The 24,959-nt window shown below is 61.1% G+C and carries 23 protein-coding genes; 13 read left to right on the forward strand and 10 right to left on the reverse strand.

Translation table 11 applies throughout. From position 1 onward, the window contains the following. Positions 1 to 50: 50 nt before the first annotated feature. Complete coding sequence (locus ACMXX3_RS03035; RefSeq protein ID WP_421083290.1) at positions 51 to 2,501, reverse strand: MMPL family transporter; 2,451 nt, start codon at positions 2,499 to 2,501, stop codon at positions 51 to 53. 18 nt (positions 2,502 to 2,519) lie between these two features. Next, the gene (locus ACMXX3_RS03040) at positions 2,520 to 3,812 is read right to left on the reverse strand and encodes an SseB family protein (protein WP_421083291.1); all 1,293 of its coding nucleotides are present in this window, start codon (positions 3,810 to 3,812) and stop codon (positions 2,520 to 2,522) included. A gap of 194 nt (positions 3,813 to 4,006) precedes the next feature. Here ACMXX3_RS03040 and ACMXX3_RS03045 point away from each other — a divergent pair, with 194 nt between their 5' ends. After that, positions 4,007 to 5,350: a DUF6882 domain-containing protein gene (locus ACMXX3_RS03045; protein WP_421083292.1), complete on the forward strand. Its 1,344-nt coding sequence runs from the start codon at positions 4,007 to 4,009 to the stop codon at positions 5,348 to 5,350. Positions 5,351 to 5,514: 164 nt separating this feature from the next. Beyond that, complete coding sequence (rarD, locus tag ACMXX3_RS03050; RefSeq protein ID WP_421083293.1) at positions 5,515 to 6,435, forward strand: EamA family transporter RarD; 921 nt, start codon at positions 5,515 to 5,517, stop codon at positions 6,433 to 6,435. Positions 6,436 to 6,445: 10 nt separating this feature from the next. Here the strand turns inward: rarD and ACMXX3_RS03055 are convergent, their stop codons facing one another. From ACMXX3_RS03055 to ACMXX3_RS03065, 3 genes are all read right to left on the reverse strand, one after another. Next, the gene (locus ACMXX3_RS03055; protein WP_421083294.1) at positions 6,446 to 7,207 is read right to left on the reverse strand and encodes an amino acid ABC transporter ATP-binding protein; all 762 of its coding nucleotides are present in this window, start codon (positions 7,205 to 7,207) and stop codon (positions 6,446 to 6,448) included. Positions 7,208 to 7,237: 30 nt separating this feature from the next. Further along, entirely contained in the window at positions 7,238 to 8,032 is a 795-nt protein-coding gene (locus tag ACMXX3_RS03060; protein WP_421083295.1) for an amino acid ABC transporter permease, read from the reverse strand. 109 nt (positions 8,033 to 8,141) lie between these two features. Then, a complete protein-coding gene (locus tag ACMXX3_RS03065; protein ID WP_421083296.1) occupies positions 8,142 to 8,906 on the reverse strand; it encodes an ABC transporter substrate-binding protein in 765 nt (254 codons plus the stop codon). Positions 8,907 to 9,141: 235 nt separating this feature from the next. Between ACMXX3_RS03065 and ACMXX3_RS03070 the strand changes: the two genes are divergently transcribed. From ACMXX3_RS03070 to ACMXX3_RS03085, 4 genes are all read left to right on the forward strand, one after another. Next, positions 9,142 to 9,861 carry a demethylmenaquinone methyltransferase gene (locus ACMXX3_RS03070; RefSeq protein WP_421083297.1) on the forward strand — a complete coding sequence of 240 codons (720 nt, stop codon included), beginning with the start codon at positions 9,142 to 9,144 and terminating at the stop codon, positions 9,859 to 9,861. Positions 9,862 to 9,977: 116 nt separating this feature from the next. Beyond that, positions 9,978 to 11,000, forward strand: coding sequence for a polyprenyl synthetase family protein (locus tag ACMXX3_RS03075; RefSeq protein WP_421083387.1), 1,023 nt, complete (start codon positions 9,978 to 9,980; stop codon positions 10,998 to 11,000). Between the two features lie 163 nt (positions 11,001 to 11,163). Beyond that, positions 11,164 to 12,771 carry a sodium-dependent transporter gene (locus ACMXX3_RS03080; protein WP_421083298.1) on the forward strand — a complete coding sequence of 536 codons (1,608 nt, stop codon included), beginning with the start codon at positions 11,164 to 11,166 and terminating at the stop codon, positions 12,769 to 12,771. A 2-nt stretch (positions 12,772 to 12,773) separates the two neighbouring features. Then, a complete protein-coding gene (locus ACMXX3_RS03085) occupies positions 12,774 to 12,923 on the forward strand; it encodes a methionine/alanine import family NSS transporter small subunit (protein ID WP_421083299.1) in 150 nt (49 codons plus the stop codon). A gap of 84 nt (positions 12,924 to 13,007) precedes the next feature. Here ACMXX3_RS03085 and menD read toward each other — a convergent pair whose 3' ends face one another. Both menD and ACMXX3_RS03095 read right to left on the reverse strand, forming a co-directional pair. After that, positions 13,008 to 14,705: a 2-succinyl-5-enolpyruvyl-6-hydroxy-3-cyclohexene-1-carboxylic-acid synthase gene (menD, locus tag ACMXX3_RS03090; protein WP_421083300.1), complete on the reverse strand. Its 1,698-nt coding sequence runs from the start codon at positions 14,703 to 14,705 to the stop codon at positions 13,008 to 13,010. Between the two features lie 20 nt (positions 14,706 to 14,725). Next, positions 14,726 to 15,775, reverse strand: a complete 1,050-nt coding sequence (locus ACMXX3_RS03095; RefSeq protein WP_421083301.1) for an o-succinylbenzoate synthase — start codon at positions 15,773 to 15,775, stop codon at positions 14,726 to 14,728. Between the two features lie 259 nt (positions 15,776 to 16,034). On the opposite strand from ACMXX3_RS03095, the gene ACMXX3_RS03100 reads away from it, so the two are divergent. Further along, the gene (locus ACMXX3_RS03100) at positions 16,035 to 17,540 is read left to right on the forward strand and encodes a phosphatase PAP2 family protein (RefSeq protein WP_421083302.1); all 1,506 of its coding nucleotides are present in this window, start codon (positions 16,035 to 16,037) and stop codon (positions 17,538 to 17,540) included. 72 nt (positions 17,541 to 17,612) lie between these two features. Here the strand turns inward: ACMXX3_RS03100 and ACMXX3_RS03105 are convergent, their stop codons facing one another. Further along, positions 17,613 to 18,527 (reverse strand): MBL fold metallo-hydrolase, encoded by a 915-nt coding sequence (locus tag ACMXX3_RS03105; protein WP_421083303.1) that lies wholly within the window; start codon positions 18,525 to 18,527, stop codon positions 17,613 to 17,615. A gap of 114 nt (positions 18,528 to 18,641) precedes the next feature. Between ACMXX3_RS03105 and gluQRS the strand changes: the two genes are divergently transcribed. The 6 genes from gluQRS to ACMXX3_RS03135 all read left to right on the forward strand — a co-directional run bounded on the left by gluQRS (position 18,642) and on the right by ACMXX3_RS03135 (position 24,215). After that, on the forward strand, positions 18,642 to 19,616 hold the full coding sequence (gluQRS, locus tag ACMXX3_RS03110; protein WP_421083304.1) for a tRNA glutamyl-Q(34) synthetase GluQRS: 975 nt from the start codon (positions 18,642 to 18,644) through the stop codon (positions 19,614 to 19,616). Between the two features lie 57 nt (positions 19,617 to 19,673). Beyond that, positions 19,674 to 20,630: an EamA family transporter gene (locus ACMXX3_RS03115; RefSeq protein ID WP_421083305.1), complete on the forward strand. Its 957-nt coding sequence runs from the start codon at positions 19,674 to 19,676 to the stop codon at positions 20,628 to 20,630. A gap of 161 nt (positions 20,631 to 20,791) precedes the next feature. Continuing rightward, positions 20,792 to 22,291 carry a sodium/proline symporter PutP gene (gene putP, locus ACMXX3_RS03120; protein WP_421083306.1) on the forward strand — a complete coding sequence of 500 codons (1,500 nt, stop codon included), beginning with the start codon at positions 20,792 to 20,794 and terminating at the stop codon, positions 22,289 to 22,291. Between the two features lie 218 nt (positions 22,292 to 22,509). Next, positions 22,510 to 23,463 carry a 1,4-dihydroxy-2-naphthoyl-CoA synthase gene (locus tag ACMXX3_RS03125; RefSeq protein WP_421083307.1) on the forward strand — a complete coding sequence of 318 codons (954 nt, stop codon included), beginning with the start codon at positions 22,510 to 22,512 and terminating at the stop codon, positions 23,461 to 23,463. A 231-nt stretch (positions 23,464 to 23,694) separates the two neighbouring features. After that, a complete protein-coding gene (locus ACMXX3_RS03130; protein WP_083090784.1) occupies positions 23,695 to 23,949 on the forward strand; it encodes a type II toxin-antitoxin system Phd/YefM family antitoxin in 255 nt (84 codons plus the stop codon). A gap of 8 nt (positions 23,950 to 23,957) precedes the next feature. Beyond that, the gene (locus tag ACMXX3_RS03135; protein WP_185174195.1) at positions 23,958 to 24,215 is read left to right on the forward strand and encodes a Txe/YoeB family addiction module toxin; all 258 of its coding nucleotides are present in this window, start codon (positions 23,958 to 23,960) and stop codon (positions 24,213 to 24,215) included. Positions 24,216 to 24,402: 187 nt separating this feature from the next. On the opposite strand, the gene ACMXX3_RS03140 is transcribed toward ACMXX3_RS03135, so the two are convergent. Both ACMXX3_RS03140 and ACMXX3_RS03145 read right to left on the reverse strand, forming a co-directional pair. Then, entirely contained in the window at positions 24,403 to 24,627 is a 225-nt protein-coding gene (locus tag ACMXX3_RS03140) for a hypothetical protein (RefSeq protein ID WP_421083308.1), read from the reverse strand. A gap of 3 nt (positions 24,628 to 24,630) precedes the next feature. Then, positions 24,631 to 24,804, reverse strand: coding sequence for a hypothetical protein (locus ACMXX3_RS03145; protein WP_421083309.1), 174 nt, complete (start codon positions 24,802 to 24,804; stop codon positions 24,631 to 24,633). Positions 24,805 to 24,959: the final 155 nt, after the last annotated feature.

Consider the following 24,959-nt stretch of genomic DNA (forward strand, 5'->3'; position numbering starts at 1 on the left):
GCTTTTAGGGTAGTGCTATGAGGCGGCCCGTTGATCCCGGAGTCTAGACCCTAGTGGGCGATGTGGCGGAACTTTTCGCCCTCGTCTGTCTCTTTCTTCCTGAAGGGCCACCACCAGGCGGCGTCCCCCAGCAGGTACATGGTGGCGGGAATGAAGGTGGTGCGGATGAGGAAGGCGTCCATGGCCACGCCGAGGGCCAGGGCAAAGCCAATCGGGCGGACCAGGGTGAGGTGGGAGAAGATGAATCCGGCGAAGACAGCAATCATGATGATGCCGCAGGCTGTCACCACCACCTTGCCCTGCTTGTAGCCCAGAATGACGGAGTCGTAAGAGGTGTGCCCGGCCAGTTTGGCGTCCCGCATACCGGAGACAATAAAGATCTGGTAGTCGACGGAGAGGCCGAAGAGAATACCGATCAGCAAGATGGGAAGGAAGGCCAGGATGGGGCCGGGTTGGGTGACTCCCAGGAGGTCACCGAGCCAGCCCCACTGGTAGACGGCGACGACGGCCCCGAAGGAGGCGAGGGTGGAGAGCAGGAAGCCGAAGGTTGCCATGATGGGGATGAGGACGGACCTGAAGACCATAGCCATCAGAATCAGGCACAGGGCAATGACTACGGTCAGGTAGATGGGCACTGAGTGTGCGATCCGCTCTGATATTTCGATGTTGGCAACGGTTTGGCCGGTTAGACCAATCTGGGTTGCTGTGGCTTTCTCAACGGCTTCTACTTTCTCCAGCATGGAATTGACGGTGTTGAGGGTGCTTTCCGTTGAGGGGCCTTCTTCGGGGAAGAAGGCGAGCACGGCGGTGCTGTTATCCTCGCTGGTTGAGAGGATAGCAACGCTTTCGATCCGGTTGTTTTTGAGGCGGTCGGCGACGTCGAGGGCGACGTTGCGGAGGCGGTTCTCGTCGCCGGGGACAGCCAGGGTGACAGCAGCCATGATGGGGCCGTTACTGCCTTCGCCGAAGTTCTCGGTGATGGTGTGGTAGGCCCTATAGGCGGTGGTGTCGGGGTGCTGGTAGGAGCCGTCGGGTAGGCCCAGGCGCAGGGAGGTGGTGGGGATAATCGCGATGATTAGGATGCCAATGGAGGCTAAGGTGAGGAGGCCGGGGAATCGGGTGATGACTCCGGCCCAGCCGGTGGGGGTGCTGCTCAGGGCGGCGGCTGCTTCCTTGCGGTTGGTGGGTTCTTTGGCCCCTTCTGTGCGGTTGAGGACGTCGAGGGCCTGGCGGTCCTTGGCGGTCAGAAGGCGGGTTCCGAGCAGGGAGAGGCAGGCCGGTACAAGGGTGATAGAGGCTAGCACGACGAGGGCGACAGAGAAGGCTCCGGCTAGGCCCATGACGGTGAGGAAGGGTAGCCCAATGATACTGAGTGCTGAGAGGGCGATGATGTTGGTTGCCCCGGCGTAGATGACGGAGTGGCCTGCTGTGGAGTTAGCTGTTGCGACAGCGTCAATGACGGTGCGGCCGTCTTTGAGTTCTTCGAGGTAGCGGTAGAGGATTAGGAGGGCGTAGTCGATTCCGACGCCGAGGCCTAGCATGAGGGCAAGGACGGGGTCGGTGGGGGTCATGCCGATGAAGGCGGTGCTGGTGTAGACCAGGGCCAGAGCGGTTCCTGCTCCGATGAGGGCTAGGACCAGGGGAAGGCCGGCGGCGAGGACCGTCCGGAGGGTAACCAGCAGGACGATGAGGGCAACGACCAGGCCGATGACTTCGGAGGCTCCCATGATTTCGCTGACGTCTTGGGCCAGTTCGTTGCTGTAGTCAACGGTCATTCCAGCGTCAGTGAGCTGGTTGAAGGTGGCCATGAGACCCTGGCGCAGGTCTGGGGAGAGGGAGTTGCTGTCCTGGCTGAAGGAGAGGGTCACCAGGGCAACTGTACGGTCGTCGTTGATGACGTTCATGGTGCCAGCTGCGGCTTTTTCCCGCTGGGCCAGTTTGAATTCTTCGGTTTGGATACGCAGGGATTCTTTGGCCTGGGCGAGGGCGAGGGCTTGTTCTTGAAGGGCTGCTTCTCGGCTGGCTAGCTCTTCGGGGCTGAGCCCGTCGGTGGGCTGGGCCTTAGCTTCTTCGAGGGCTTTTTCGCCCTCTGTGACCTGGGCGGTGGCTTCGTTGAAGCGGGTTTCGGCTTCGGTGAAGGCAGTTTCTATTTCTTGGACGGCTAGTTCAACTGTGAAGGGGTCGATGATATCGACTACTTCTTCGTGATCAAGGGCTTCTGCGATGGTTTCGACGACCTTGATCTGCTGCTCTTCGGTGAAGGAGGTGGGAGAGCTGAGGACGACGAAGGCATTGGATACGCCGTTATCTGGGATTTTTTCCTGGAGTTCTGCCCGGACCTTTTCAAATTCGGCCCCGGGCATGGTGTAGCTTGCGGTGGTGCCTTTGGCCAGGGTGAGGGCCCCTGCACCAGCGATGATGAGGGCCAGGATCCAGAGAACCAGCACGAGGCGGGCGCGGCGGGCAAGGACGTAGCCGAGTGATCGAAGAAGGCCTGTCATGGGATGTCTTTTCAGGGATTAGGAGTTTGCGTCTGCGAGTTTGATGAGTTCACGCACCTGTTCCATGGGGAGGGTTGCGTGGGGGGCCAGGGCGTTGATGCGAAGGGCAGGGCTGGAGCCTGCTGCGATAAGTTTGAGGACGTCCAGGGCTGGGGCGCTTCGGACCTGGAGGGTGGGGTCGAGGGCGGCGATATCTGCAACGGAGGTGAAGACGAGGGCGTGGGGTTCGCTCCCTTCATCTGGTTTGACCATGATGGGGCGGCCCGCTGCGTCGTCTGGTCGCACGGCAAAGAGCAGGATGGAGGACGGGGCGGCTAGGGCGAGGAGGAGGTTGTGCATGTTTTCTTCGCCGAGGGCCCGCTGGGCTGCCAGGTTGTGGGGGGAGGAAAGCACCCACTGGATCTGGGGTTTTTCTACGAAGCATTCGTGGCTGCTACCCGGGTCAATGACGAGGACGTCGATGCTGGGGTCTTGGGCTACCTGCATGTAGATTTTGGCGGCCGGTTCGACGGCAAGACGGGCTTGGGCCTGGCCGAGGCTGGCTGAGTAGGTGGTGGCTGCCTGGGCGCTGCTGTAGGCGGTGAGGGCCCTCATGCCGTTGGCCAGGCGAAGTACCTGATAGTTGATCTGGGGCTGGCCTGCCTCGTTGACGGTGGATTGGGTGATATCCATGATGAGGTGGCCGCCCTGGGCTGTGCGCACAATGTTGGCCAGGGCCTGTTCGGTGCGGTTGGTTTCGAAGGCGGTGAGGGCTTCGGTGAGGTGCTTGTTAATGGGGCCCTGGGGCAGGGGGCCTGCCTGGGTGGCTCGCGGGTCTGCTGTGGCTAGGCGGGTAGCTGCCCAGAGGGGGGTGTGGTCGTCGGTGCGGGGAAACTCGGTGAAGTGGGCGCGGATATCTTCTGTGGTGTAGGGCCCTTCATCCCCCAGGGCGGTGGGTTCGAGCATACGGTTGTAGGAGGCCCCGATGCTGTAGGAGGGGTTTGGCCAGCCGGTTGCGGCAATGACGATGGAGGCGGTGAGCCAGGTGCCTTCGCTTTCGACGTAGGCGGCCTCTTGGAGTTTCTTAATTTCGGGCAGGACGGGGCTGCCCTCCTTGAGGGGGCCGACGCTCCCGACGGTGTCTGTATCGTCTCGGGTTTCGGTAATGCGGGCAAAAACTGTGTGAGCGTGGGGTTTGAGGTCGAGGACGAGTTCGCTCCAGCCGGGTTCTACAGAGACGACGCCGAGGAGCCAGCTTCCGATGGCGTTGAGGGCTTCTTGGAGCTTGGCGGGGCGTTCTTCGAGGGTGTAGCGGGGGGTGGGCTGAGGCATATTTTCCTGGCTGCTGCTGGGGCCGGACGGGCTCCCCCCGGGTGGGGGATCTCTGGGCGGCTATGGTTTGTATTTCTCACTATTAAAGCAAGATTTAGGCGGTGAGGGTGCTGGCCTGTTCTTTTTGTGGCAAAAACGGCAGAGGAACGGGGGTAAAAGGTGCGCTAGAACGGCTGACTTGCTAGCCTTGTCGTATGACTAAATCACTGCAGGATCTGATTGACGATTCAATCTTTTTGTCCACTGAATACCAGGCTCGCCTCGCTGAGGTCAGCGGCGATTCTGAATGGACGGTGGATTTTTCTGCACCGTCCTTCACTCTGAAATCTGATGCTTCCGTGAGCTTGACTCCTTACCTGCTGGGTACTGAGTCTGAGCAGCGCGGTTCTTGGATTTGGTCGTGGAAGGAGCTGGGCTACTTCCCCGATGCTGTTGTTTCTGCTGCTATGCAGGCTCGTGAGAGTGGCCAGGTGCATTCTGTGGCTGAATTGACCACCGATGAGTTGCCCCTGGATTCTGGCCTGGCCCGCAAGCTAACTCTGGCTTCTAAGGCCCTCACCGGTATTTACGCCCACTACCCTGTAGCTGCCGGGGCCGGCGTCCGGGCCTGGATCCTGCTGGAGGGCCCTGAGCTTGAGCTGGGCGCCCCGACCGTCAACCGTATGGGCCAGGTCATGGCTCAGGCCCTGCAGACCGGCACTGCTGTTGACCACCTGCGTGCTGTTGATTCCTACGCCAAGCTTCGCGGTGCCCATATCTCCTGGGATACCGAAGCAACCGCTGTCGTTACTGCCTCTGACGGTGCCCTGCGCCTGTGGTTTGATCAGGGCAAGATTTCTGGCATTGAGGCTGCTGAGCCTGAGGTAGATGCGGCTGAGCTGAACCGTCTTGCCGCCCTAGCCCAGGATCACCGCGAGCAGCTTGAGGCTGAACGTCGTGAAGTTGAGGCCCTGGTTGCCCGTGAGGCCGCCGCCCAGCGTGCTGCCCGTGAAGAGGCTTCTCGTGTTGCAGCTGAAGAAGCTGCCCGTGAGGACGAGGCCCGGGCCGAGGCTGCCCGCGCTGCTGAGGCTGCCCGCGCTGCTGAGGCTGACCAGCTGGCTGCTGAGCAGGCTGCCGCTGAGTCCCGTGAGGTTGAGGCTGAGACTGTTGAGCAGCCTGTCTCCCCCGATGCTGAGCAGGTTGAGGAAGAGGTTGCCGGTACCGTAACCACCGACCGCGTCTACCCCAACGTCGAAGAGCCCTACGACCAGGAACCTGCCGAAGATGCCCAGCCCGGCCGGGTTACCACCAGCGCTATTGCTGATGAAAACATTGTGCGGGAAGAAGAACCTGCAGCTGAGGCTGTTGAGCTTGAAGAGGCTGCTGAGGTTCCCTCCGGTTACGAATCTGTTGAGGAGGAAGAGCCCGCCCGCCCTGCCGCTGAGATCCGTGTTGCCGGTTCGGCTCCTGATCTTGAGGCAGAACGGGCTGAAGCTGCAGCCCGTCCCAAGCCCAAGGAAGAAAAGAAGGGCTTCTTCAGCCGCTTCTTCGGCCTCTAAGCCTTCTGGCTGTCTGTGGTGGCTCCCCGCTTATTTGTGGGGGGCCACCCCTTTTTTTGTCTTCTGGTGAGGGCATTGGGCAGGGAGCGCGCCAAGCGGGGGAAAGAGCGGAGTATGCTTGGAAGAAAACTGCAGCTCTGTAGGTTTGTGCGAAAGGACGGGGTGTGATCCGGCAGAAGAATGATTCCATGATGGGCACCTTCTACTCGGTAGCCTGCTACCTGATGTGGGGCTTCTTCCCGCTCTACTTCATGCTCACTCCCCCGGCTTCTCCCCTGGAAGTTGTAGCGGCCCGCGTCCTTTTCTCCCTGCTCTTCTGCCTGGCCCTGCTGCCCCTGACCCGGCAGGTAAGGCCTGCCCTGAAAACCTTGACGTCGCCCCGGCAGATGGGGCTGATGGCCCTGGCCAGCGTCCTGATATTTGCTAACTGGCTCATCTTTGTTATAGCCACCACCACCGGCAACGTGATGGAGTCCTCGCTGGGCTACTACATAAACCCGATTGTCTCTGTAGCCCTGGGGGTTCTGTTCTTGGGCGAGAGGCTCCGCCGTCTCCAGTGGGCAGGGCTTGCTGTGGCTGCCCTGGCAGTTCTGGTGATGGTGGTCTTTTACGGGAAGGTTCCCTGGATTAGCCTGGGCCTAGCTCTCTCCTTTGGCCTCTACGGCCTGGTGAAAAAGCAGGTCGGGGGCATTCCGGCGGTTGTTTCTCTCACGCTTGAAACCCTGGTCTTAGCCCCGGTAGCCCTGCTTCTGATGGTCTATTTTGCCCAGCAGGGTAGCCTCACCCTCTTGAAGGAGGGCCTGGGTCATTTCACCGTCCTGGCCCTTTCCGGTGCCCTGACGGCCATTCCCCTGCTCTTCTTTGCCGGGGCGGCCTCCCGGATCCCCCTGTCCCTCATTGGCATGTTGCAGTACATCGGCCCGACCCTCCAGTTCCTGGTGGCTCTCGCCCTAGGGGAGGAGCTCAACGCCGGCCGCTGGGCTGGATTCTTGCTGGTGTGGGTCGCAGCCCTCTTCTTCATTGCTGATTCCCTAAAAACGCTCAAGGCGCACAGAAGACCTGTGCGCCTTGAAGAAGCGGGGTAAAGCTACTTGCCTACTGGGCGGTGGGGTTGAGGACGCGCGAGAGGAAGAGCTGGGTGCGTTCGTGCTGGGGGTTGCCAATGACCTCATCGGAGGGGCCTTCCTCAACGACGACGCCGCCGTCCATAAAGACCACCCGGTCAGCTACGTCGCGGGCGAAGGCCATTTCGTGGGTTACCACAATCATGGTCATGCCCTCGGAGGCCAGCTGACGCATGATGCTCAGAACATCGCCGACGGTTTCGGGGTCCAGGGCGGATGTTGGCTCGTCAAAGAGCATGAGGGCCGGGTTCATGGACAGGGCCCGGGCAATGGCCACCCGCTGCTGCTGACCGCCGGAGAGCTGGTCGGGGTGACGCTCAGCCTTATCGGCCAGGCCTACCTTCTCTAGGTTAGCTAGGGCAATTTTCTGGGCTTCAGCCTTGGAGCGCTTGAGCACCTTGATTTGGGCTACGGTGCAGTTTTCCAGCACGGTCAGGTGGGGGAAGAGGTTGAACTGCTGGAAGACCATGCCCACGGAACGGCGCATAGCGTCAATATCAACGTCGGGGTCGGTCACAGCATGGCCAGCGACCTCGATAGTGCCGGAGTTGGGGGTTTCTAGCAGGTTGACGCAGCGCAGCAGGGTGGATTTACCGGAGCCGGAGGGGCCGATGAGGCAGACAACTTCGCCGGGGGCAACAGAGACGTTGATTCCCTTGAGAACCTCAACCTCGCCATAGGATTTGTGCAGGTCTGTGATGGTCACAGAGGCCGGTGCGATCTGTTCAGTCATGTGGTTTTTCCTTGGGGTTTCGAGGGGACGTTACTTGCGGGAGCGGGCCTTGGTGCGCTTTTCGAAGTAGCGGGCCAGGAAGCCGAGGGGGACGGTAATAATCAGGTAGCAGGCACCGGCAATCACCAGGGGGGTCAGGCCTGCCCCGGAGGCCGAGATCCCCTCGCGGCCGAACTTGGTGAGCTCGTACTGGGCCACCGACATACCCAGCAGGTAGACCAGGGAGGAATCCTTGGTCAGCAGGATAATTTCGTTGGTCAGCGGGGGCAGGACGATGCGGAAGGCCTGGGGGATGATGACGGTAACCATGGCGCGGGTATGGCTCATACCCAAAGAACGGGCAGCCTCGTACTGGCCCTTGGGCACAGCTTCCAGGCCGGCACGCAAAACCTCACCAATATAGGCGGCCGAGACCATACCGAGAGCCAGCATGACGGTGACGTAGTTGTTCAGGCGCAGGCCAAAGGCCAGGGGAATACCGTAGCCAAAGGCAAGGAAGACCAGGAGGGCAGGCAGGCCCCGGAACAGTTCAATATACAGGGAAGAGAGCCAACGGTAGGGGGCAACCGAGGAGATCTTCATCAGGGCAAGGAGAATACCGCCAGCTAGACCCACCACAAAGCCCAGGGCCGTGTAGATCAGGGTGTTTTTGAGGGCCACCGTGATGATATTGGGGAACTGCTGGGCGATGATGTCAGGGTTGAAGGCCTTATCGCGGAGGGTGCCCCAGTCTGCAACAAGGAGGATGACAAGAGCCAAGATGATGAGCAGGGCATACTGGGCGTAGCGGGCGTAGTTCTGTTTCTGCCGGGTAGACAGGGCCATGGGCGGTATTTCCTTGGGGACGAAGTGCGGGGGTAGGGCTGCTGGGTGCAGGCCTACCCCCTTGGGTGAGGTTTAGGGTCCGTCGGGTAAGGACGGGGTGAGTAAAGCCTTACTGGCTGACACCGAGGTACTTCTCGCGCAGTTCTGCCAGGCGGCCGTCCTCTTCCATCTTCTGGAGGGTGCCGTTTGCAGCTTCAAGCAGGGCGGTGTTTTCGGTTGCGACAGCGCCAGCAATCTTTTCACCGGTTTCAATTTCCTGGACGACGGTGAGGGTGTCGTCGCTGGTCAGCATTTCTGACAGGACGGTGATGTTACCGACGATACCGTCGACCTGGCCGGTCTGAACAGCCTGGAGCAAGAGGCCATTGTCTTCGTACTGGACGGTTTCAGCGCCAGCTTCCTGGGCGTACTTTTCACCGCTGGTTGCCTGCTGGACGCCAATCTTGCGGCCGGAGAGATCTGCGTCGCTGGTGATGTCAGAACCGGCAGGAACCAGGATAGCTAGGTTGTCATCAACGTAGGAGTCAGTGAAGGTCATGACGGTTGCGCGTTCTTCGGTGACGGTGATACCGGAGAAGGCGATGTCACACTGGCCAGAGGAGAGGGCTACACCGGACTGGATGCCCTCAAAGGCGGTGGAGAACATCTCAGCTTCTACTCCCAGATCAGAGGCAATAGCTGCTGCGATGTCAGCGTCCAGGCCAACGATCTTGCCGTTTTCTTCGTATTCGAAAGGAGCGTAGGGAGGGTTGGTGCAGACGGTGAGCTTGCCCTCGTTGATGAGGGAGACACCGGACTCGGTGGTAGTGCCGGTTGAACCACATGCAGTGAGCAGGAGGGCGGTCGCTGCAAGAGCGAAGGGGGCCTTCTTCATAGGAGAACCTCTATCGGTAGGTGCTGGTGAATGTGTTTTGCTTTGTGCTTTATTCTGCACCCCCAAATGAATAAATGCAAACACCTGCATGAATATTCATGAGATCTTCTCCCCTCCCCTCCCCCGCCTCAACCCCGGTGAGCCGGGGCGGCTCCGTCCTTGTGCTACCCACCCCGCTGTTTCCTTCCCCACGAGAACATGGGCTTTGGCGGTAAAGCATGACACAATTACTTAGGTGAACCGAGCAGACCTTAACAAAAAGACCACCGACATCTCCTCCATGTTCGACCAGGTAGCCGAACGCTACGACCTGATGAACGGCATCATGTCCCTGGGCCAGCACATTTACTGGCGCAAACAAACCGTCGCCGCAGTCGACGCCCGCCCCGGCCAGAAGGTACTCGACGTCGCCGCCGGTACCGGCACCTCCTCTGAACCCTTTGCCGACGCCGGGGTTAAGGTCATCGCCGCAGACCTGTCCGAGGGCATGCTGGCCGTAGGACGCCGCCGCCGCCCCGACATCGAGTTCGTCCAGGCCGACGTCACCGCCCTCCCCTTTGCCGATAACGAATTTGACGCCGTCACCATGAGCTACGGCCTGCGGAACGTCGCCGACTACCCCCAGGCTCTGCGCGAACTCTACCGCGTCACCAAGCCCGGTGGCCGGATCGTCATCAACGAATTCTCAACCCCCACCTTCGCCCCCTTCCGCGCTATCTACCGCAACTACATCATGAAGCTGATCCCGCCGGTAGCCCGCGCCGTCTCCTCCAACCCCGAAAGCTACGAGTACCTGGCCGAATCTATCCTGGCCTGGCCCAACCAGGACGAGCTAGCAGCCCACTTCACCGCAGCAGGCTGGCAGGACGTCCAGTACCGCAACCTCACCGGCGGTATCGTGGCCCTGCACCGCGCCTACAAGCCCGAAAACCCAACACCAACGACCAAGAACTAACCAGGTACACTTAGTTAAGCCCGCCCAGATGTCAGCCAGAAGGCTAGAGATACCAACAAGAAGTGAACACAACAGTGACTGAAACCCCCGGTTCCCCCCTGAGCCCTTCAGACCTCATGCCTGAAGCTGACTTCACCCTCCCCAAGGGCTTTGAACTGATCGCCCAGGACCCCGAACTCGGTCCCCAGATTCTTGAAGCCCTCTCCGAGATTGAACTCCGCCTTGAGCGGGCCGTCGCCCAGACCAACCGCTTAGCAGACGTTGCCTCCCGTCACCTACTCTCAGCAGGCGGTAAGAGGGTCCGCCCCCTGCTCACCCTCTTGGCAGCAGCAGCCGGTGGCGGCATTAACGACCGGGTGATCGACGCGGCCGTCGTCGTTGAACTCACCCACCTGGCAACCCTCTACCACGATGACGTCATGGACGACGCCCCCAAGCGCCGCGGGGTCGATACCGCCCAGAACATCTGGGGTAACTCTGTAGCCATTCTGACCGGCGACCTCATCTTCTCCCGGGCCTCCCTGATCGTCTCAGAACTGGGCGGCCGAGCCCTGGCTGTTCAGGCTCAGACCTTTGAGCGCCTGGTCTTGGGCCAGCTCTTTGAAACCACCGGCCCCGAAGAGCACGAGGACCTCCTCAGCCACTACATCAAGGTCATCGAAGGTAAAACCGGCTCCCTGATTGCAGCAGCCGGCTCCTACGGCACCATCCTCTCTGACTCCCCCGAAGCCACCGTCCAAATGCTGGCCCGCTACGGCGAACTCGTCGGTGTTGCCTTCCAGCTGGCCGACGACGTCATCGACGTCACCAGCCCCTCAGCAGCCTCCGGCAAAACCCCCGGCACCGACCTGCGCGAAGGCGTCCCCACCCTGCCCACGATCTTGCTTGACCGGGCCGCAGCAATCGGCGACCTCGAAGCCAAGCACGTTCAGTCCCTTATCCAGGGAGATTTGAGCAGTGATGAGGCCCTGGCCGAAGCCGTCGCCGCCCTCGCTGCCCACCCCGTCACACGCGAGGCCTGGGAGATTGCCTACCAGTGGGCCGATGACGCCATCGCCGCCATTGAGCCCCTCCCCGACTCCGTCGTGAAAGAAGCCCTCAAGTCCTTCGCCCACGCCGTGGTTCACAGAGATTTCTAGCCACCTTCAGCTGACAAGCGCCAAAAGAATCCCAGTGGAAAACCACTGGGATTTTTTGATTAACTTTTCCATCCACTATTTGAGAATTATTTATCACTTGCTAGTCTGAACCCACATACTACAATTTGATTTTTATTCACAACACCCAGCGAGGGACTCTCCTATGAGTACACACACCACCTCAGCGCCCAAGAAACGCGAAGGCTTCTCCAGCCGCAAGGTCTTTATCTTCGCAGCCATCGGCTCCGCCGTCGGCCTTGGCAACATCTGGCGCTTCCCCTACGTCGCCTACGACAACGGTGGCGGCGCCTTCATGATCCCCTACCTGGTAGCCCTGCTCACCGCCGGTCTGCCCTTCCTCTTCTTTGACTACGTCATTGGCCACCGCGCCCGTGCTTCATCTCCCCTGGCCTTCCGCCGCTTCAACCGTAAGACCGAATTCATCGGCTGGTGGCACATGGGTATCAACGTCGTTATCGCCGTCTACTACGCGGTGATTCTGGCCTGGGCCGCCCGCTACTTCTTCTACTCCTTCACCAAGGCCTGGGGGGACTCCCCCAAGGACTTCCTCTACGGCGAAGTCCTGCACCTGGCAGAAACCCCCGCTATCACCTTTGATTTCGTCCCCGGAATTCTCTGGCCCCTCATTGCCATCTGGGTCCTGCTTGCCATCATCATGTCCCTGGGCGTGCAGAAGGGCGTCGGTATGGCCAACGTCGTCTTTATCCCGGTCCTGGTGCTCATGTTCGTCGGTATGGTCGGCTACTCCCTGACCCTGCCCGGCGCTATGACCGGCCTTGATGCCCTCTTCACCCCCGACTGGGCAGCCCTCACCGACCCCAAGGTCTGGGTCGCAGCCTACGGCCAGATCTTCTTCTCCCTGTCCATTGGCTTCGGCATTATGATCACTTACGCCTCCTACCTGAAGCGTAAGTCAGATCTGACCGGAACCGGCGCCGTTGTTGGTTTCGCCAACTCCTCCTTCGAACTGCTGGCCGGTATCGGCGTCTTCGCGGCCCTGGGCTTCATGGCTGTAGCCAGCAACTCAGACATCTCTGAGGTTGCCGGTGGCGGCATCGGCCTGGCCTTCGTCGCCTTCCCCACCATCATCTCCCAGGCCCCCGGCGGCACCCTGATCGGTGTCCTCTTCTTCGGTTCCCTGCTCTTTGCAGGCTTCACCTCCATGATTTCCATCGTCGAGGTGATCGTTGCCGGTATCGAAGACAAGTTCAACTTCGGTCGTGTGGGCTCCACCCTGCTGGTGATCTTCCCCGTTGCGATTATCTCCACCCTGCTGATGGCCACCACTTCTGGCCTCTACGTCCTGGATATTCTCGATAACTTTGTTAACCAGTTCGGTATCCTTGCAGCTGGCCTCGTCTCCATCTTCGTAATCGCCTACCTGCTACGCGGTCTGCCCGTCATGCGTGACCACCTGAACGCTACCTCTTCTTGGAAGATGGGCAAGCTCTGGATGTTCCTGCTGGCAGTGCTGACCCCGCTGATTCTGGGTTACTCCCTGATCAACACCTTCATCGGCCTGATCAACGAACCTTACGAGGGTTACCCGGCTGAGATGCTCAACATCTTCGGTTGGGGCATGGTGGCCTTCCTGCTGGTTGGTGCTGTGATTGTCTCCCTGCTGCCCTGGTCACCCACCTCCCGTGCGGCTCTTACTCCCCCGGCCCCTCCGGTTGCCGGCGGTAAAGTTGACCACAACCACGTCGACGTAGCAGCCAAGAACACCACCAGCTCCCAGGAAGGTGCATAAGCATGAGCTCCATCGCCATCACTATGCTGATTGTTTCTATCGCCCTGATTTGGGGTGGGTTGGGTATGGCTCTGGTCCATCTCACCCGCCACCCCGACTCAGACATCGAGGTTGAGGACGAGGTAGCCCCCTGGGCCACTGAGCAAGCCTAAGAGCTTCCCCTCCTTGAGAAAACCGGGCCTCCCCACAGATTGTGGGGAGGCCCGGTTTGTTGTACGTAGGGGGCAGCTGAGAGGCTAGGGGGTCACCACCGTTACCCTGATACCGTTCTCTCCCCAGGCCTGGGCCAAAGCTGGCAGGTCGGCGGTATGGGGGGTGGTAAAGAAGCGGGTGACGGCGGCGCTGAACTGCTCGGTCTGCCCCAGCTGGCCGTGTTCGAGGGTGGAGAAGATTCCGCCGCCCCGGTCGTCGTAAACCAAAACTTCCAGGTCAGGCTTTCGCTCCAGGGGGCCGATGTTGAGGGAGCCGGTATCGTGCAAGAAGGTCAGGTCTCCCACTAGGACGCGGACGGGCCGGTTCAGGCCCAGAGAAATACCGGAGGCGGTGGCAATGGTGCCGTCGATACCGGCAAGCCCCCGGTTGGCAAAGACCAGGGGGGAGACCGCAGAGGAGGGGGCGATGAGGTCCAGGTCGCGGATCAGGTTGGAAGAGCCCACCATAAGCACTGAGTCATCATCCAGACAGCGACGCCAGGTAGCCTCCGCCAGGGCGTAGCCTGCGGTGCGGTCAGCTGAACTGGCCCCGGGGTGGGAGCCGGGCCTGCCTGCCCGGTAGGCAGCTACCTGCTGGCCTAGGGCCTGGGCCAGGTCTTGCCCGGCGGTGATCCAGCTCGTCGTCCAATCATCTCCTGTGTCGGTGGTGGCCCCCTGCCCGCTTCCGGCAAAGTCGGCCAGCTCAGCCAGGGTCCCTACTTCGCGGAGGGTAAGGGCACCGGGTTCGTACCAGGGGGCAGGAGCCGGAGTGTAGAGAGCCCGTTCAATGCCGGGGTTGGCCAGCAGGGCTGCAACAGGTCGTGAGAGGGTAGGGTGGCCAAAGACCACGGCCTTCTCAATCTGCTGCCCGAGATCTCCGGCGAGGACCTGCCGGTAGGCTGCTACCGCAACCGGGGAGAAGCGGGCATTTGAGGAGGGCTCAGCCAGCAGAGGTAGGCCACATTTTTGGGCAAAGGCCTGGGCTATGGGCCCGGCTCCGTCACCGGCGATAACGACGGTGCGGCAGCTTTCTGCCGGCAGGTCAGTAGCCCGGAGCCAGGCCTCTGCGGTGGAGTCTGCCGGGGGCAGGGCAGCGGGCGCCTGCGGGGGCTCAGCGGCCAGAGATTGGGCCCAGCGGGAAAGAATGACGCGGTCTGCCTCGTTGGGGGTCAGGGGCGTATCGAAGCCCAGGTTGATCTGGACGGGGCCGCGCGGGGTGGTTGCGGGTTTACCCCAATCCTCTGCGCTGCGACCGGTGAGGACGGCCAGCGCCCGGTTGAGGGCAGCGCTTTGGGGATCTTCCGGGTCAGCTGAATAGTTGGCCAGGGTGACGGCAGCGCGGGTGTGGTCTTTGGCAATGGTCGCTTGTCGGGTGGTCTGGTTAGCCCCGGTTCCCTGGAGCCGCTCAGGCCGATCAGCCGACAGCAGGGCTAGGGGGACTCCGCTGTGGTAGGCCTCCATTAGGGCAGGGAGGGTTTCCCCCACTCCGGTTCCGCTGGTGGTCACCAGGCCGACGGGCTGGCCGGTCGCTTTGGCAATTCCGAGGGCGGTAAAAGCTGCAGAGCGTTCATCAATACGGACGTGGGCTTCAAGAACCCCGGCCTCAGCCAGGGAAGCAACCGCATAGGCCAGCGGGGCAGAGCGAGAGCCGGGAGAGACAAGGATGTGCCTCATCCCTGCCCTAACCAGGGTGTCGAGCAGGGAGACGGCGGTGATGAAGGTGGGTGAGGGTGCGTCAGTCACCCCACCAGTCTACTCCCCTCCTATTTCCCGGCCCCGGCAGCAAGTAGCCGGTAGCTTTCCCGGATCCTATAGTGCCACCAGGCTGTTCTTGCCTCGGATGCCTGGGCAGCGCGGACCAGGTAGCGATCGGGGACAACCTCCCTCAGGGGCAGGTTGCCGTTGATTGCTACCAGGGGCTGGGTCACGACGTCCTGGGCCATGAGGGAAACCGTACCGAGGCCGCAGCCGTAGGGTAGCTGGGGCAGGGCCGCTGCGAGCGCCGCCCCGGTCCGGATACCGATGGAACTTTCGAGGGCTGATGAGACGACGGCGGGCAGGCCGGCTTCTTCAACGATGGAAAGGGCCCGGCGGACGCCGCCGAGCGGGGCGGCTTTGATGATGATGAGGTCAGCTGCCCCCAGGCGGGCAACTTCGAGGGGGTCTTCGGCCTTGCGGACGGCTTCGTCGGCTGCAATCAGCAGGGGGTTACCTGCGGCGCGGAGCCGGTCCCTGACCCGGGCGAGTCCTTCGATGCCGGGGACGGGCTGTTCGGCGTAAAGAAGGTCGTAGTCAGCTAGGGCGGTCAGGGCCCGGACGGCTTGGTCTTCGCTCCAGCCGCCGTTGGCGTCGATCTTGAGGCGGGCAGAGGGGAGGGCAGCGCGGACGGCGGCCACCCGGTTGATATCTTCCTGGAGGGAGGCCTCAAAGGGCAGGCCGGTTTCAGCGACCTTAATTTTGATTTCTTGAATTTCCCCGTCAAAGCGGGCTAGGACGTCCTCTACCTGGTGGGCAGCAACAGCTGGCATCGTAGCGTTGAGGGGAATGCTGGTACGGACGGGCTCGGGGTAGGGAAGGTAGGCGGCTTCTAGGGCGCAGGCTAGCCAAGAGGCGCTTTCAGCTGGCCCGTATTCGGGGAAGGGGGCGAATTCTCCCCAGCCCTGCGGGCCTCGGATGAGAGCCGTTTCCCGCCGGGTCACGCCCCGGAATTTTACCGTCATGGGCAAGGTCACCACGAAGGTGTCAGCGAGTACCCGCTCTATGGGGGGCAGGTCAAAGGCAAGGGGCAGGTGTGGTGTATAAGTGTGGTTCATACTGTCAATTTACTCCTCTAGTGGGCAGAGGAGAAGGGTTCTCAGGGGCGGTTTATCCCGATGAAGCGCTGGCACTAAGCGTTCTCCCAGGAAAGTCACAAGTGTATCTGGCACAATATGCAGTGAAGCCAAACAATATGACTGTTTATTGCAGGTGGTGCCCGGTTTTTCCCTGCACCCCAGGCTTCGTGGTGATATGACAGCAGGCGAAAGGCGCGACGGGTTTCACGTGGACGGAAAGAAGCTCAAGACAGGTTCGATGCCCGGCATCGAGGATGATGCCACTGAGGTGCTCCCTGCCCTCACCGACCCCAAGCCTGCCGATACCTTTGAATTGACGGATGACGATGCGACCGTCGTCTTGCCCCCTCGCGCCTTTGATCAGATGAATCAGGCTGCCCCCGGGCCCCAGGGCCAGGACGCTGACGAGACCACGGTGCTTCCGCCCCGGCCCTCTAGCGCCCCTGACTCCTACGCCCAGGGCAGGTTTGACTCAGGCCAGCAGGCTAGCCCTGAGGACGCTACCCGCCCACTTTCCTCTGTCCAGGTACCCCCTTCTGCCAGCGAGGAGCTCAAAGCTAAGCTCCAGGCGGGGGCGGCTTCGTCCTTCTCAGCGGCAAAAAGTGGTCTGGCAGCTGCCAGCGCTAAGGCCAGCGTCAAGGCCAAGGAGACAGCCGAGCGGGTTAAGAAAGAACGCGCTGCCCGGGCCGCTGGAAAGGCCCAGGCCAAGGCAGCCCAGCAACCTCAGCAATCAGCCCCTTACAAGGTGCCCTCTTCCCCTGCCCCCTACAGCCAGCCTTCTGGCTTCCCCGGTGGTCCTAGCTACCCGGCCCAGGCCCACTCGGGTGAGGGGTCGCCGTCCGGTCGCCTGCAAATGCTGACCCCCTCCCATATCCGCCAGACCCGCCCCTCCCTCTGGACCCTCATCCAGCATTTCTCCGCAGGTGGCACCCTGTTTATCTTGCTGGTCATGGCCTTCGTCTTCTTTATTACAACCCCCACCGGCCAGCAGCTTGATGAAGTCTCCTTCCAGGAGTTCTCCTACCGGTTCATGACCTACACAGAGCAGACCTCCAGCCTGCTGGATATGATTCCGGCCGCAGCCGGTGTGATAGCAGGTATTGGCCTGCTCTTTGTGCTGATTTGGAAGCACCGCTTCGTCCCTGCCCTGGTAGGCCTGGGCATGGCTATTGGCGCTAATCTGACAACCCAGCTGCTGAAAAATTACTTCATTATCAAGCCGAATCTGGGTATCCAGGAGGCCCTGGGGAACTCTGCCCCTTCCGGCCATACCACTTTCGCGGCGGCTGCCGGGCTGGCCCTTTTCCTGGCCTCCCCCAAGCGCTTCCGTCCTACCGTTGCCCTGCTGAGTATGGTCTTTACGGTAGCTGCCGGTTACTCCACCGTGGTCAACGGCTGGCACCGGCCGGCCGACGTCGTCACCGCAATTTTGGTGACCGGCCTCTGGGGGGTGCTGGGCCTGATTATCCTTCGGTTCATGCGCTCTGAAGAGCTGGATATGAGCAACACCCAGCGATCCGGCCTGATCCTGGTGCCCCTGCTCTCCATTTCAGGATTCTTTATCGGCTTCTGCGCTTTCGCCCTCTACTGGGTGACCTACACCAACCCCATTCCCGGCTCGGCCTTCGTGGCCGCCATCTGCCTGATTGCAGCGGTTGCCTCCCTGACCACCAGCATCCTCATCGCCCTGCTCCGCCCTCAAAACAAGCAGCGCAGCGCCTACCGCCGGGTCTGGGCCTACTAGCCCGAACCGGTGCATAGGTAACAAAAAACCCACGGGGTCTTACAGACCTCGTGGGTTTTCTCATCAGGCAGGTTAGCCCTGGCCCAGGGTGATGGGGCCGGTTAGTCCGGACGCCTGATCCCCGTCAAAACGGACGGTGGACAGGCCCTGCCCCTCAGCTTCACGGGCCTCAAGTTTCATGAGACGATCCAGCAGAATACGGGTAGAGCCCCCGGAGTAGGGGAGCTTATACATGGAGGCGGTGGTTGCGCCCTTGACCTCATTGAGGGCCGAATCTGCAATCTTCTGCACGGCGTCCTCCATGGTGTCAGCCATGCGTTCAATGAAGGTGCGCTCAACGGGGGTGCCGTGGCCCGGTACGAAAATCCGGTAGCGGTCAAGACCGGCTAGAGTCCGCAGGGTGCTCACCCACAGGGCAGGGTAGGAGTCGTCAAAGGCCGGGTCTGAGCCCTGCTCGATGATGTCACCGGCAAAAAGTACATCGTCAACCCCCACCAGGACGTCCCCGTCCGTGTGGGCCAGGCCCAGGTACATGAGGGTCACAGCCCTCTCCCCCAGTTCAACGCGGGTGAAAGCAGGACGGGTTCCGTCGCCGGGAAGGAAACGGGTGGGGACGACCAGCTCCGTGTTGTGGCCCTGCTGGTGGGCCATCTCAGGTTCTAGCACCTCAACGTAGAGGCGCTGACGGTCGCCATAGTTCTCAATGGCCCGGGCCGCACGCGGGTGGGCCCAAAAATCGGTGACGCCGTCGCCCTTGAAGACCGCGTTCCCCATGAAGCGGTCGAAGTGGGCGTGGGTATTCACCACCACCAGGGGAAGGTCAGTGACCCGCCGGACGGCCCGCAAAATTTCAGCGCCCTGACGGGGACCGGCCCCGGTATCAACGATCATTGATTTGGTGGCACCAACGATGAGGCCCGAGTTGAGTCGGTAGTTATCGGTGGAGATTTGGTAGACACCATCGGCGATTTCTAGAGTTCTAGCCATGCTTTAAAACTACTGGAAACCGGGCGGTGCCACTCCGTTTTCTCCCCCTTGGCCGTGTTATTTCTTGCCACATTGGGCCGGGCACCTGCTGAAGCCGTGTTCTAGACTGGAAGGGTGCATAGCGACAATAAGCCCTTCCCCCCTGTTCCCTGCGGCCGGTACGCCCCCTCGCCCTCGGGTGATTTACACCTGGGTAACCTGCGGACTGCCCTCCTGGCCTGGCTCATGGCCCGGTCCGCTGGCGGCCGTTTTGTCATGCGGGTAGAGGACCTAGACCGGGTGAGGCAGGGGGCAGCTGAACGGCAGCTGGCTGACCTTGCCGCCCTGGGCATTGACTGGGACGGGCCGGTGCTCTACCAGTCCACCCGAAGCGAGGCTTACCAGGACGCCCTCGCCCAGCTTCAGCAAGCAGGGCTGGTCTACGAGTGCTTCTGTACCCGCCGGGAAATCCAGGAAGCCTCCAGCGCCCCCCACGGGGCCCCCGGCGCCTACCCGGGAACCTGCCGCAACCTCACCGAGGAGGAACGGGCCGTCCGCCGAGCTGGGAGGCCTGCAGCCCTCCGTCTGAAAGCTGACGTTGCTACATGGACTGTCACAGACCGCTTTGCCGGAGAATACACCGGCATCGTCGATGATTTTGTACTGGTACGAACCGATGGGGTCTACGCCTACAACCTGGTCTGCGTGGTTGATGACGCCTACCAGAAAGTCACCGAAGTGGTGCGCGGTGACGACCTGCTACCGTCCGCCCCCCGCCAGGCCTACCTGGCCCACCTTTTAGGCTTGCCCGTGCCCACCTATGCCCATGTGCCCCTGGCCATGAATACTGAGGGCAAACGCCTGGCCAAACGAGACGGGGCTGTTACCCTGGCCGAACTCACCGCCGCCGGTATCAGCACCGAGCACATCATGCGGATGATTTCAGCCTCCATTCCCCTGCCCCCTGTCACCGGGCAGGCAGCAGGTGAAAGCGGCCCGCACCTGCCTGAAACTGCAGCCGAAATGCTTGCCGTCTTCACACCCGACCGGATCAAGCAAGCCCCCTGGATTGTTATCGACCCCCTGATGACCAGCACCTGCGGGCTCTAAACCACCCGCAGCTCCCAGCCCTGATAGCCGAATCCCACCCCACCCGAAAGGCCACCAGTGAGCTTCACCGACCGCGTCCCCGTCCAGCACCGGGGCACAGCCGCCCTGCTCCTCATCCTGACAGGCTCCTTGGGCATTCAAATTTCAGCAGCCATCGTCTCTGACCTCTTCACCCAGGTTGGCCCCACCCAGGTCGCTGCCCTGCGGGCCCTAGTTGCTGCAATCGTCCTCTGGATGATCGTGCGCCCCAACCCCCTGGCCCTTCGCCGGGCCGACCTCACCCAGGTCCTGGTCTACGGTCTGGTACTGACCCTCATGAGTATCTGCTTCTACAATGCCGTCCACCATATTCCGCTCGGCGTTGCCGTCACCTTTGAGTATCTAGGTGCCTTCATCGTGGCCCTGCTCGGGGTGCGCCGCCTGCGCGACGGGCTCATGGCCCTCTTCGCCCTGCTGGGGGTGGTCATGATCGCCGGGCCCACGATCGCCGGAGACTCCAACCCGATTGGGTTCATCTGGGCCCTTGGATCTGCAGCTTCCATGGCCGGCTACACCATCTACTCAGCCCGTATGGGGTCTGGGTCAGCAGCTACCAGCGGCCTCAAGGGCACCACCATGTCCCTAGCCTTTTCAGCCCTGATCCAGCTCCCCCTGTCCCTACCTGCCACAACCGGGCTGGACGGGGCCGCCTGGGGCAAACTCGCCCTCTCAGCGATCGTGGGGGTCGCCCTGGCCTACTCGGCTGACAACATCGCCGGGCAGCTGACCAGTGCCGGGGTGATCGGGGTACTCTTCGCCATTGACCCGGTGGTAGGGGCAGCCGTCGGCACCCTCATGCTCCACGAGATTCTCTCCCCCTGGTCATATGCTGGAATCCTCCTCATTGCCGGATCAGGTGCCTACATTGTCTGGCGCACCAACCGATCCAACCTGCACCTACCGGCCACCGGGTCCATTCCCACCCTGCCCCGCCCTGAAAAACCGGGACGGGGGCGTCCTCATCAGGAAAGCTAAAGATAGCCCCCAAGATATGTGAAAGGGCAACCCCTCCCCTCTCAGCCAACACCCCTGTGAGCTAACCCACAGGCAGAGATGTGACCTGCAGTCTATTCATCACGTAATCTAAACGAATTAGTTTAGAAGAACTACAGCATTACAACCTCTAAGGGGAGCACATGAGCAACACCGCCTACCAGCTGGTGGCCCTGGCTATCTACTTTGCCGCCATGATCGCCATCGGCATCTGGGCCAAATCGAAGAATCGCAACCTTGATGACTACGTCCTCGGGGGTCGGTCCCTCTCCCCCACGGCAGCAGCCCTCTCAGCCGGAGCCTCGGACATGTCCGGCTGGCTGCTCATGGGCCTGCCCGGTGCCCTCTACATCACCGGCCTGGCCGAAGCCTGGATCGCCATCGGTCTCACCATCGGGGCCTGGCTCAACTGGAAGTTCGTCGCCCCCCGCCTGCGCTCCTACACCGAAGTCGCCGGTAACTCAGTGACCGTCCCCTCCTTCTTCTCCAACCGCCTGCGCGACTCCAAGGGCCTGATCCGTATCTTCGCAGCCCTGGTTATCCTGATCTTCTTCACCTTCTACGTCTCATCCGGCATGGTCGCCGGTGGCGTCTTCTTCCAGTCCTCCTTCGGCGGCAACTTCCACACCGGCATGCTCCTGGTTGCCGGCATTACCATCGCCTACACCCTCTTCGGTGGCTTTTTGGGAGCCACCTACACAGACGTCGTCCAGGGCCTGCTCATGCTCACTGCCCTGCTCTTGCTCCCCCTCATGGCCCTCTTCTACGTCGGCGGCTTTGAGGGCCTAGCCACCACCATTGAGGCCGTCAACCCCACCGCCCTCTCCCTCTTCGCCGGAACCACCACCCTCGGAATCCTGTCGTCTGCCGCCTGGGGCCTGGGCTACTTCGGCCAACCCCACATCATCGTGCGCTTCATGGGCCTGCGCTCAGCCCAGGACGCCACCGCCGGCCGCCGCATCGGAATCACCTGGATGATCGCCACCCTGGTCGGTGCCATGAGCGCCGGCCTCATCGGTATCGCCTACTTTGCCCGCCACCCCGAAGCAACCCTGACCGACGCCACCAACGCCGAATCAGTCTTCCTGGATATGTCCCAGATTCTGCTCCACCCCCTCCTGGCCGGTTTCGTGCTGGCCGCGGTACTGGCAGCCATCATGTCCACCCTCTCCTCCCAGCTGATTGTCTGCGCTTCCGCCCTTGCCGAAGACCTCTACAAGCTCACCAGCGGCGGCAAGGACCTCTCAGACGCTAAAGGCCTCTGGCTTGGCCGGGCCGGTGTTATCGTAGTAGCCCTGATCGCTATTATCTTGGCCTGGAACCCCGAATCCTCCGTGCTCGGCCTGGTCGCCTTCGCCTGGGCTGGCTTCGGTGCAGCCTTCGGCCCCGCCGTGCTGCTAGCCCTCTACTGGCGTAAGTTCACCGCTGCAGGTGCCGTTGCGGGTATGGTCGCCGCGACCATCACCGTCTTTGCCTGGGGCTACAACGACACCCTCTCTGGCCTCATGTACGAGATTGTGCCCGGCTTCGCCGTCAACCTGCTCTTCTCTTACATCGTGTCTGTAGCCACCTACAAGGGCGATACCCCCCAGGCCCAGGAAATCGAAGCCGAGTTCACCAAGGCCGTAGAGCTCTCCCGCTAAGCTAGCTTCCGCTAGAACCGTTAGCTAAGGTTCTTCTTTTTCAGGACGCCGCACCCCGCTCCCCTGCCCCTTATGCAGGAAGCAGGGGGCGGCGTCCGTCCTTTCTACCGCTGAATGTCATCGAAAGCTTCATGTGCGTGGTCTTTGAAGGCGCAGATGAAGTTTTCGGTTACGCGCAAGGAGCCAGCGGCGGGGTGCCCCTGGGTAGACTGGTGGCTATGACTAACGAACTTCCTGCCAAGGTTTCTGACATTTTTGACCCCCACCAGTGGCGCCTGGTCGAGGGCTTTGAAGACCTGACCGACATCACCTACCACCGCCAGGTCGAGCGCAACGAGGCCGGTGAGATCCTGCGGGATCTGCCGACCGTCCGTATCGCTTTTGACCGGCCCGAGGTACGTAACGCCTTCCGCCCCCACACCGTCGATGAGCTCTACCGGGTGCTAGATCACGCCCGTATGACCTCCAACGTGGGTACCGTACTGCTGACCGGCAACGGCCCCTCAGCCAAGGACGGCGGCTGGGCCTTTTGCTCCGGCGGCGACCAGCGTATTCGTGGCCGCGACGGCTACCGCTACGCCGAGGGTGAGACCCGCGATTCCATCGACCCGGCCCGCGCAGGCCGCCTGCACATCCTGGAGGTTCAGCGCCTGATCCGCACCATGCCCAAGGTGGTTATCGCCCTGGTGTCGGGCTGGGCTGCCGGTGGCGGCCACTCCCTGCATGTGGTTGCTGACCTGACTATTGCCTCTGAGGAGTACGGCAAGTTTAAGCAGACCGACGCAACCGTTGGATCCTTTGACGCCGGCTACGGCTCTGCCCTGCTGGCCCGCCAGGTAGGCCAGAAGTTTGCCCGCGAGATTTTCTTCCTGGCCAAGGAGTATGACGCCCAGCGCATGCACGAAATGGGCGCTGTGAACGACGTAGTGCCCCACGCTGAGCTGGAGACCAAGGGCCTGGAGTACGCGGCCCACATTGCCCGCCAGTCCCCGCAGGCTATCCGTATGCTCAAGTTCGCTTTCAATCTGCCGGACGACGGCATGGTCGGCCAGCAGGTCTTCGCCGGCGAAGCCACCCGCATGGCCTACATGACCGACGAGGCCGTCGAGGGCCGCGACGCTTTCCTTGAGAAGCGCGACCCCAACTGGGAAAACTACCCCTACTACTTCTAGCCGACCGGCGGCGTCCGCGCGCCCAGATCAGAGCAGCACAGGCTCAGTGCCCACCAAACTCTCGTACTGCCCACCCCGCTCGTGGACAGTGCGCGAGTCTGGTGGGCTTTCGCCGTCCGGGCAAAAAAATAAGACTATACCTCCCTGCCATGTGCGGAATTCTAAAGGAAAATCATTGGCTCTTGAAGATACCGCCTCTCAAGCGTACAGTTTTCTGTACAGGAGGTTTTGATGAAAACTATGACCTACACAGAATCGCGCGCTAACTACGCCCAGGTGCTCGATATCGCGGTAGAAGACCTTGAAGAAGTCGTCATCACCAGGGCAGGGCGCGAACCTGCCGTCATTCTTTCACTTGCCGAATACGAATCGCTCAAAGAAACCGCTCACCTCTTACGTTCTCCGGCCAATGCTCGTCGGCTGCTAGATTCAATTGACGAACTTGAAGCAGGCGGAGGATCCAGCCAGGCACTTCTCGAAGACTAGGCAGCGGCATGGAACTTATCTGGAGCAGTCAGGCCTGGGAAGATTACCTATGGTGGCAGAGGCAAGATCGCAAGGTTCTCAAAAGAATCAATACGCTACTCAAAGATATCCAACGCAACGGTAACGAAGGTATTGGCAAGCCTGAGGCGCTGCGCAACAACCTCTCCGGATACTGGTCACGCAGGATTACTGAAGAGCACCGACTGGTTTACAAAATCGTGGGCAACTCTGTGCGTATTGCTGCGGTAAGGTACCACTACGAATAGACGCAGCAGCCAGAAGAAAATAACTGAGTGCCCACCAGACTCGCGCCCTGCCCACGAAGGGCGTAGACAGTACGCGAGTCTGGTGGGCTTTCGCCGCCTGGGCACACAATAAGGACGCCCCGCCCACCTTCTTCACGGAAGGCGGGGCGGGGCGTCCTTATGTTATTTCTGAGGCTAGGCGCTGGGGCTAGACCTCAGATTCTGCTTTGCGGGCAGCCTTGCGCTTGTCGATGGCGCGTTCTTCGAACTCCAGCTCAATAATGCGCAGCTTGTTCTTGCGGTTCCAGGTCAGTAGCACATTGACCAGAAAGACCAGGAAAACCAGCATCAGCACCGGGTAGACCAGGCCAATCACAGAAAGAGCAGCTTCCCAGGCGGTAGGCACCAGCGGGTTGTTAGCAAGTACAGTCATGGTTTACGCTCCCTTATCCGGCTTACCCGCAGTATTCTCGCCCAGCCCCAGGCGCTTACGAATCACCCGGATCTCGGTCTTGTTCTTCTTATGAAACCCCGAGAGAACCACAAAGAGGAGCACCCAAAAAGCGAGATAAATCAACAGTGATATGACTTCACCGGCGGAAATCTCCAACGCCTGAACAGTCCTTTCAACGGCAAGTCAACAATTCACCTTCAGAACAACTTTTCCATTACCGCACATCAAGAGCCACCTGTTGCAACAAAGCCGATAAATACCTTGTTAGCTTTGAAATCCGCCCACGCCTTGGGACAATGTTAGAAGAATTT

Source organism: Rothia nasimurium, assembly GCF_049068285.1.
Classification (GTDB): Bacteria; Actinomycetota; Actinomycetes; order Actinomycetales; family Micrococcaceae; genus Rothia; species Rothia nasimurium_I.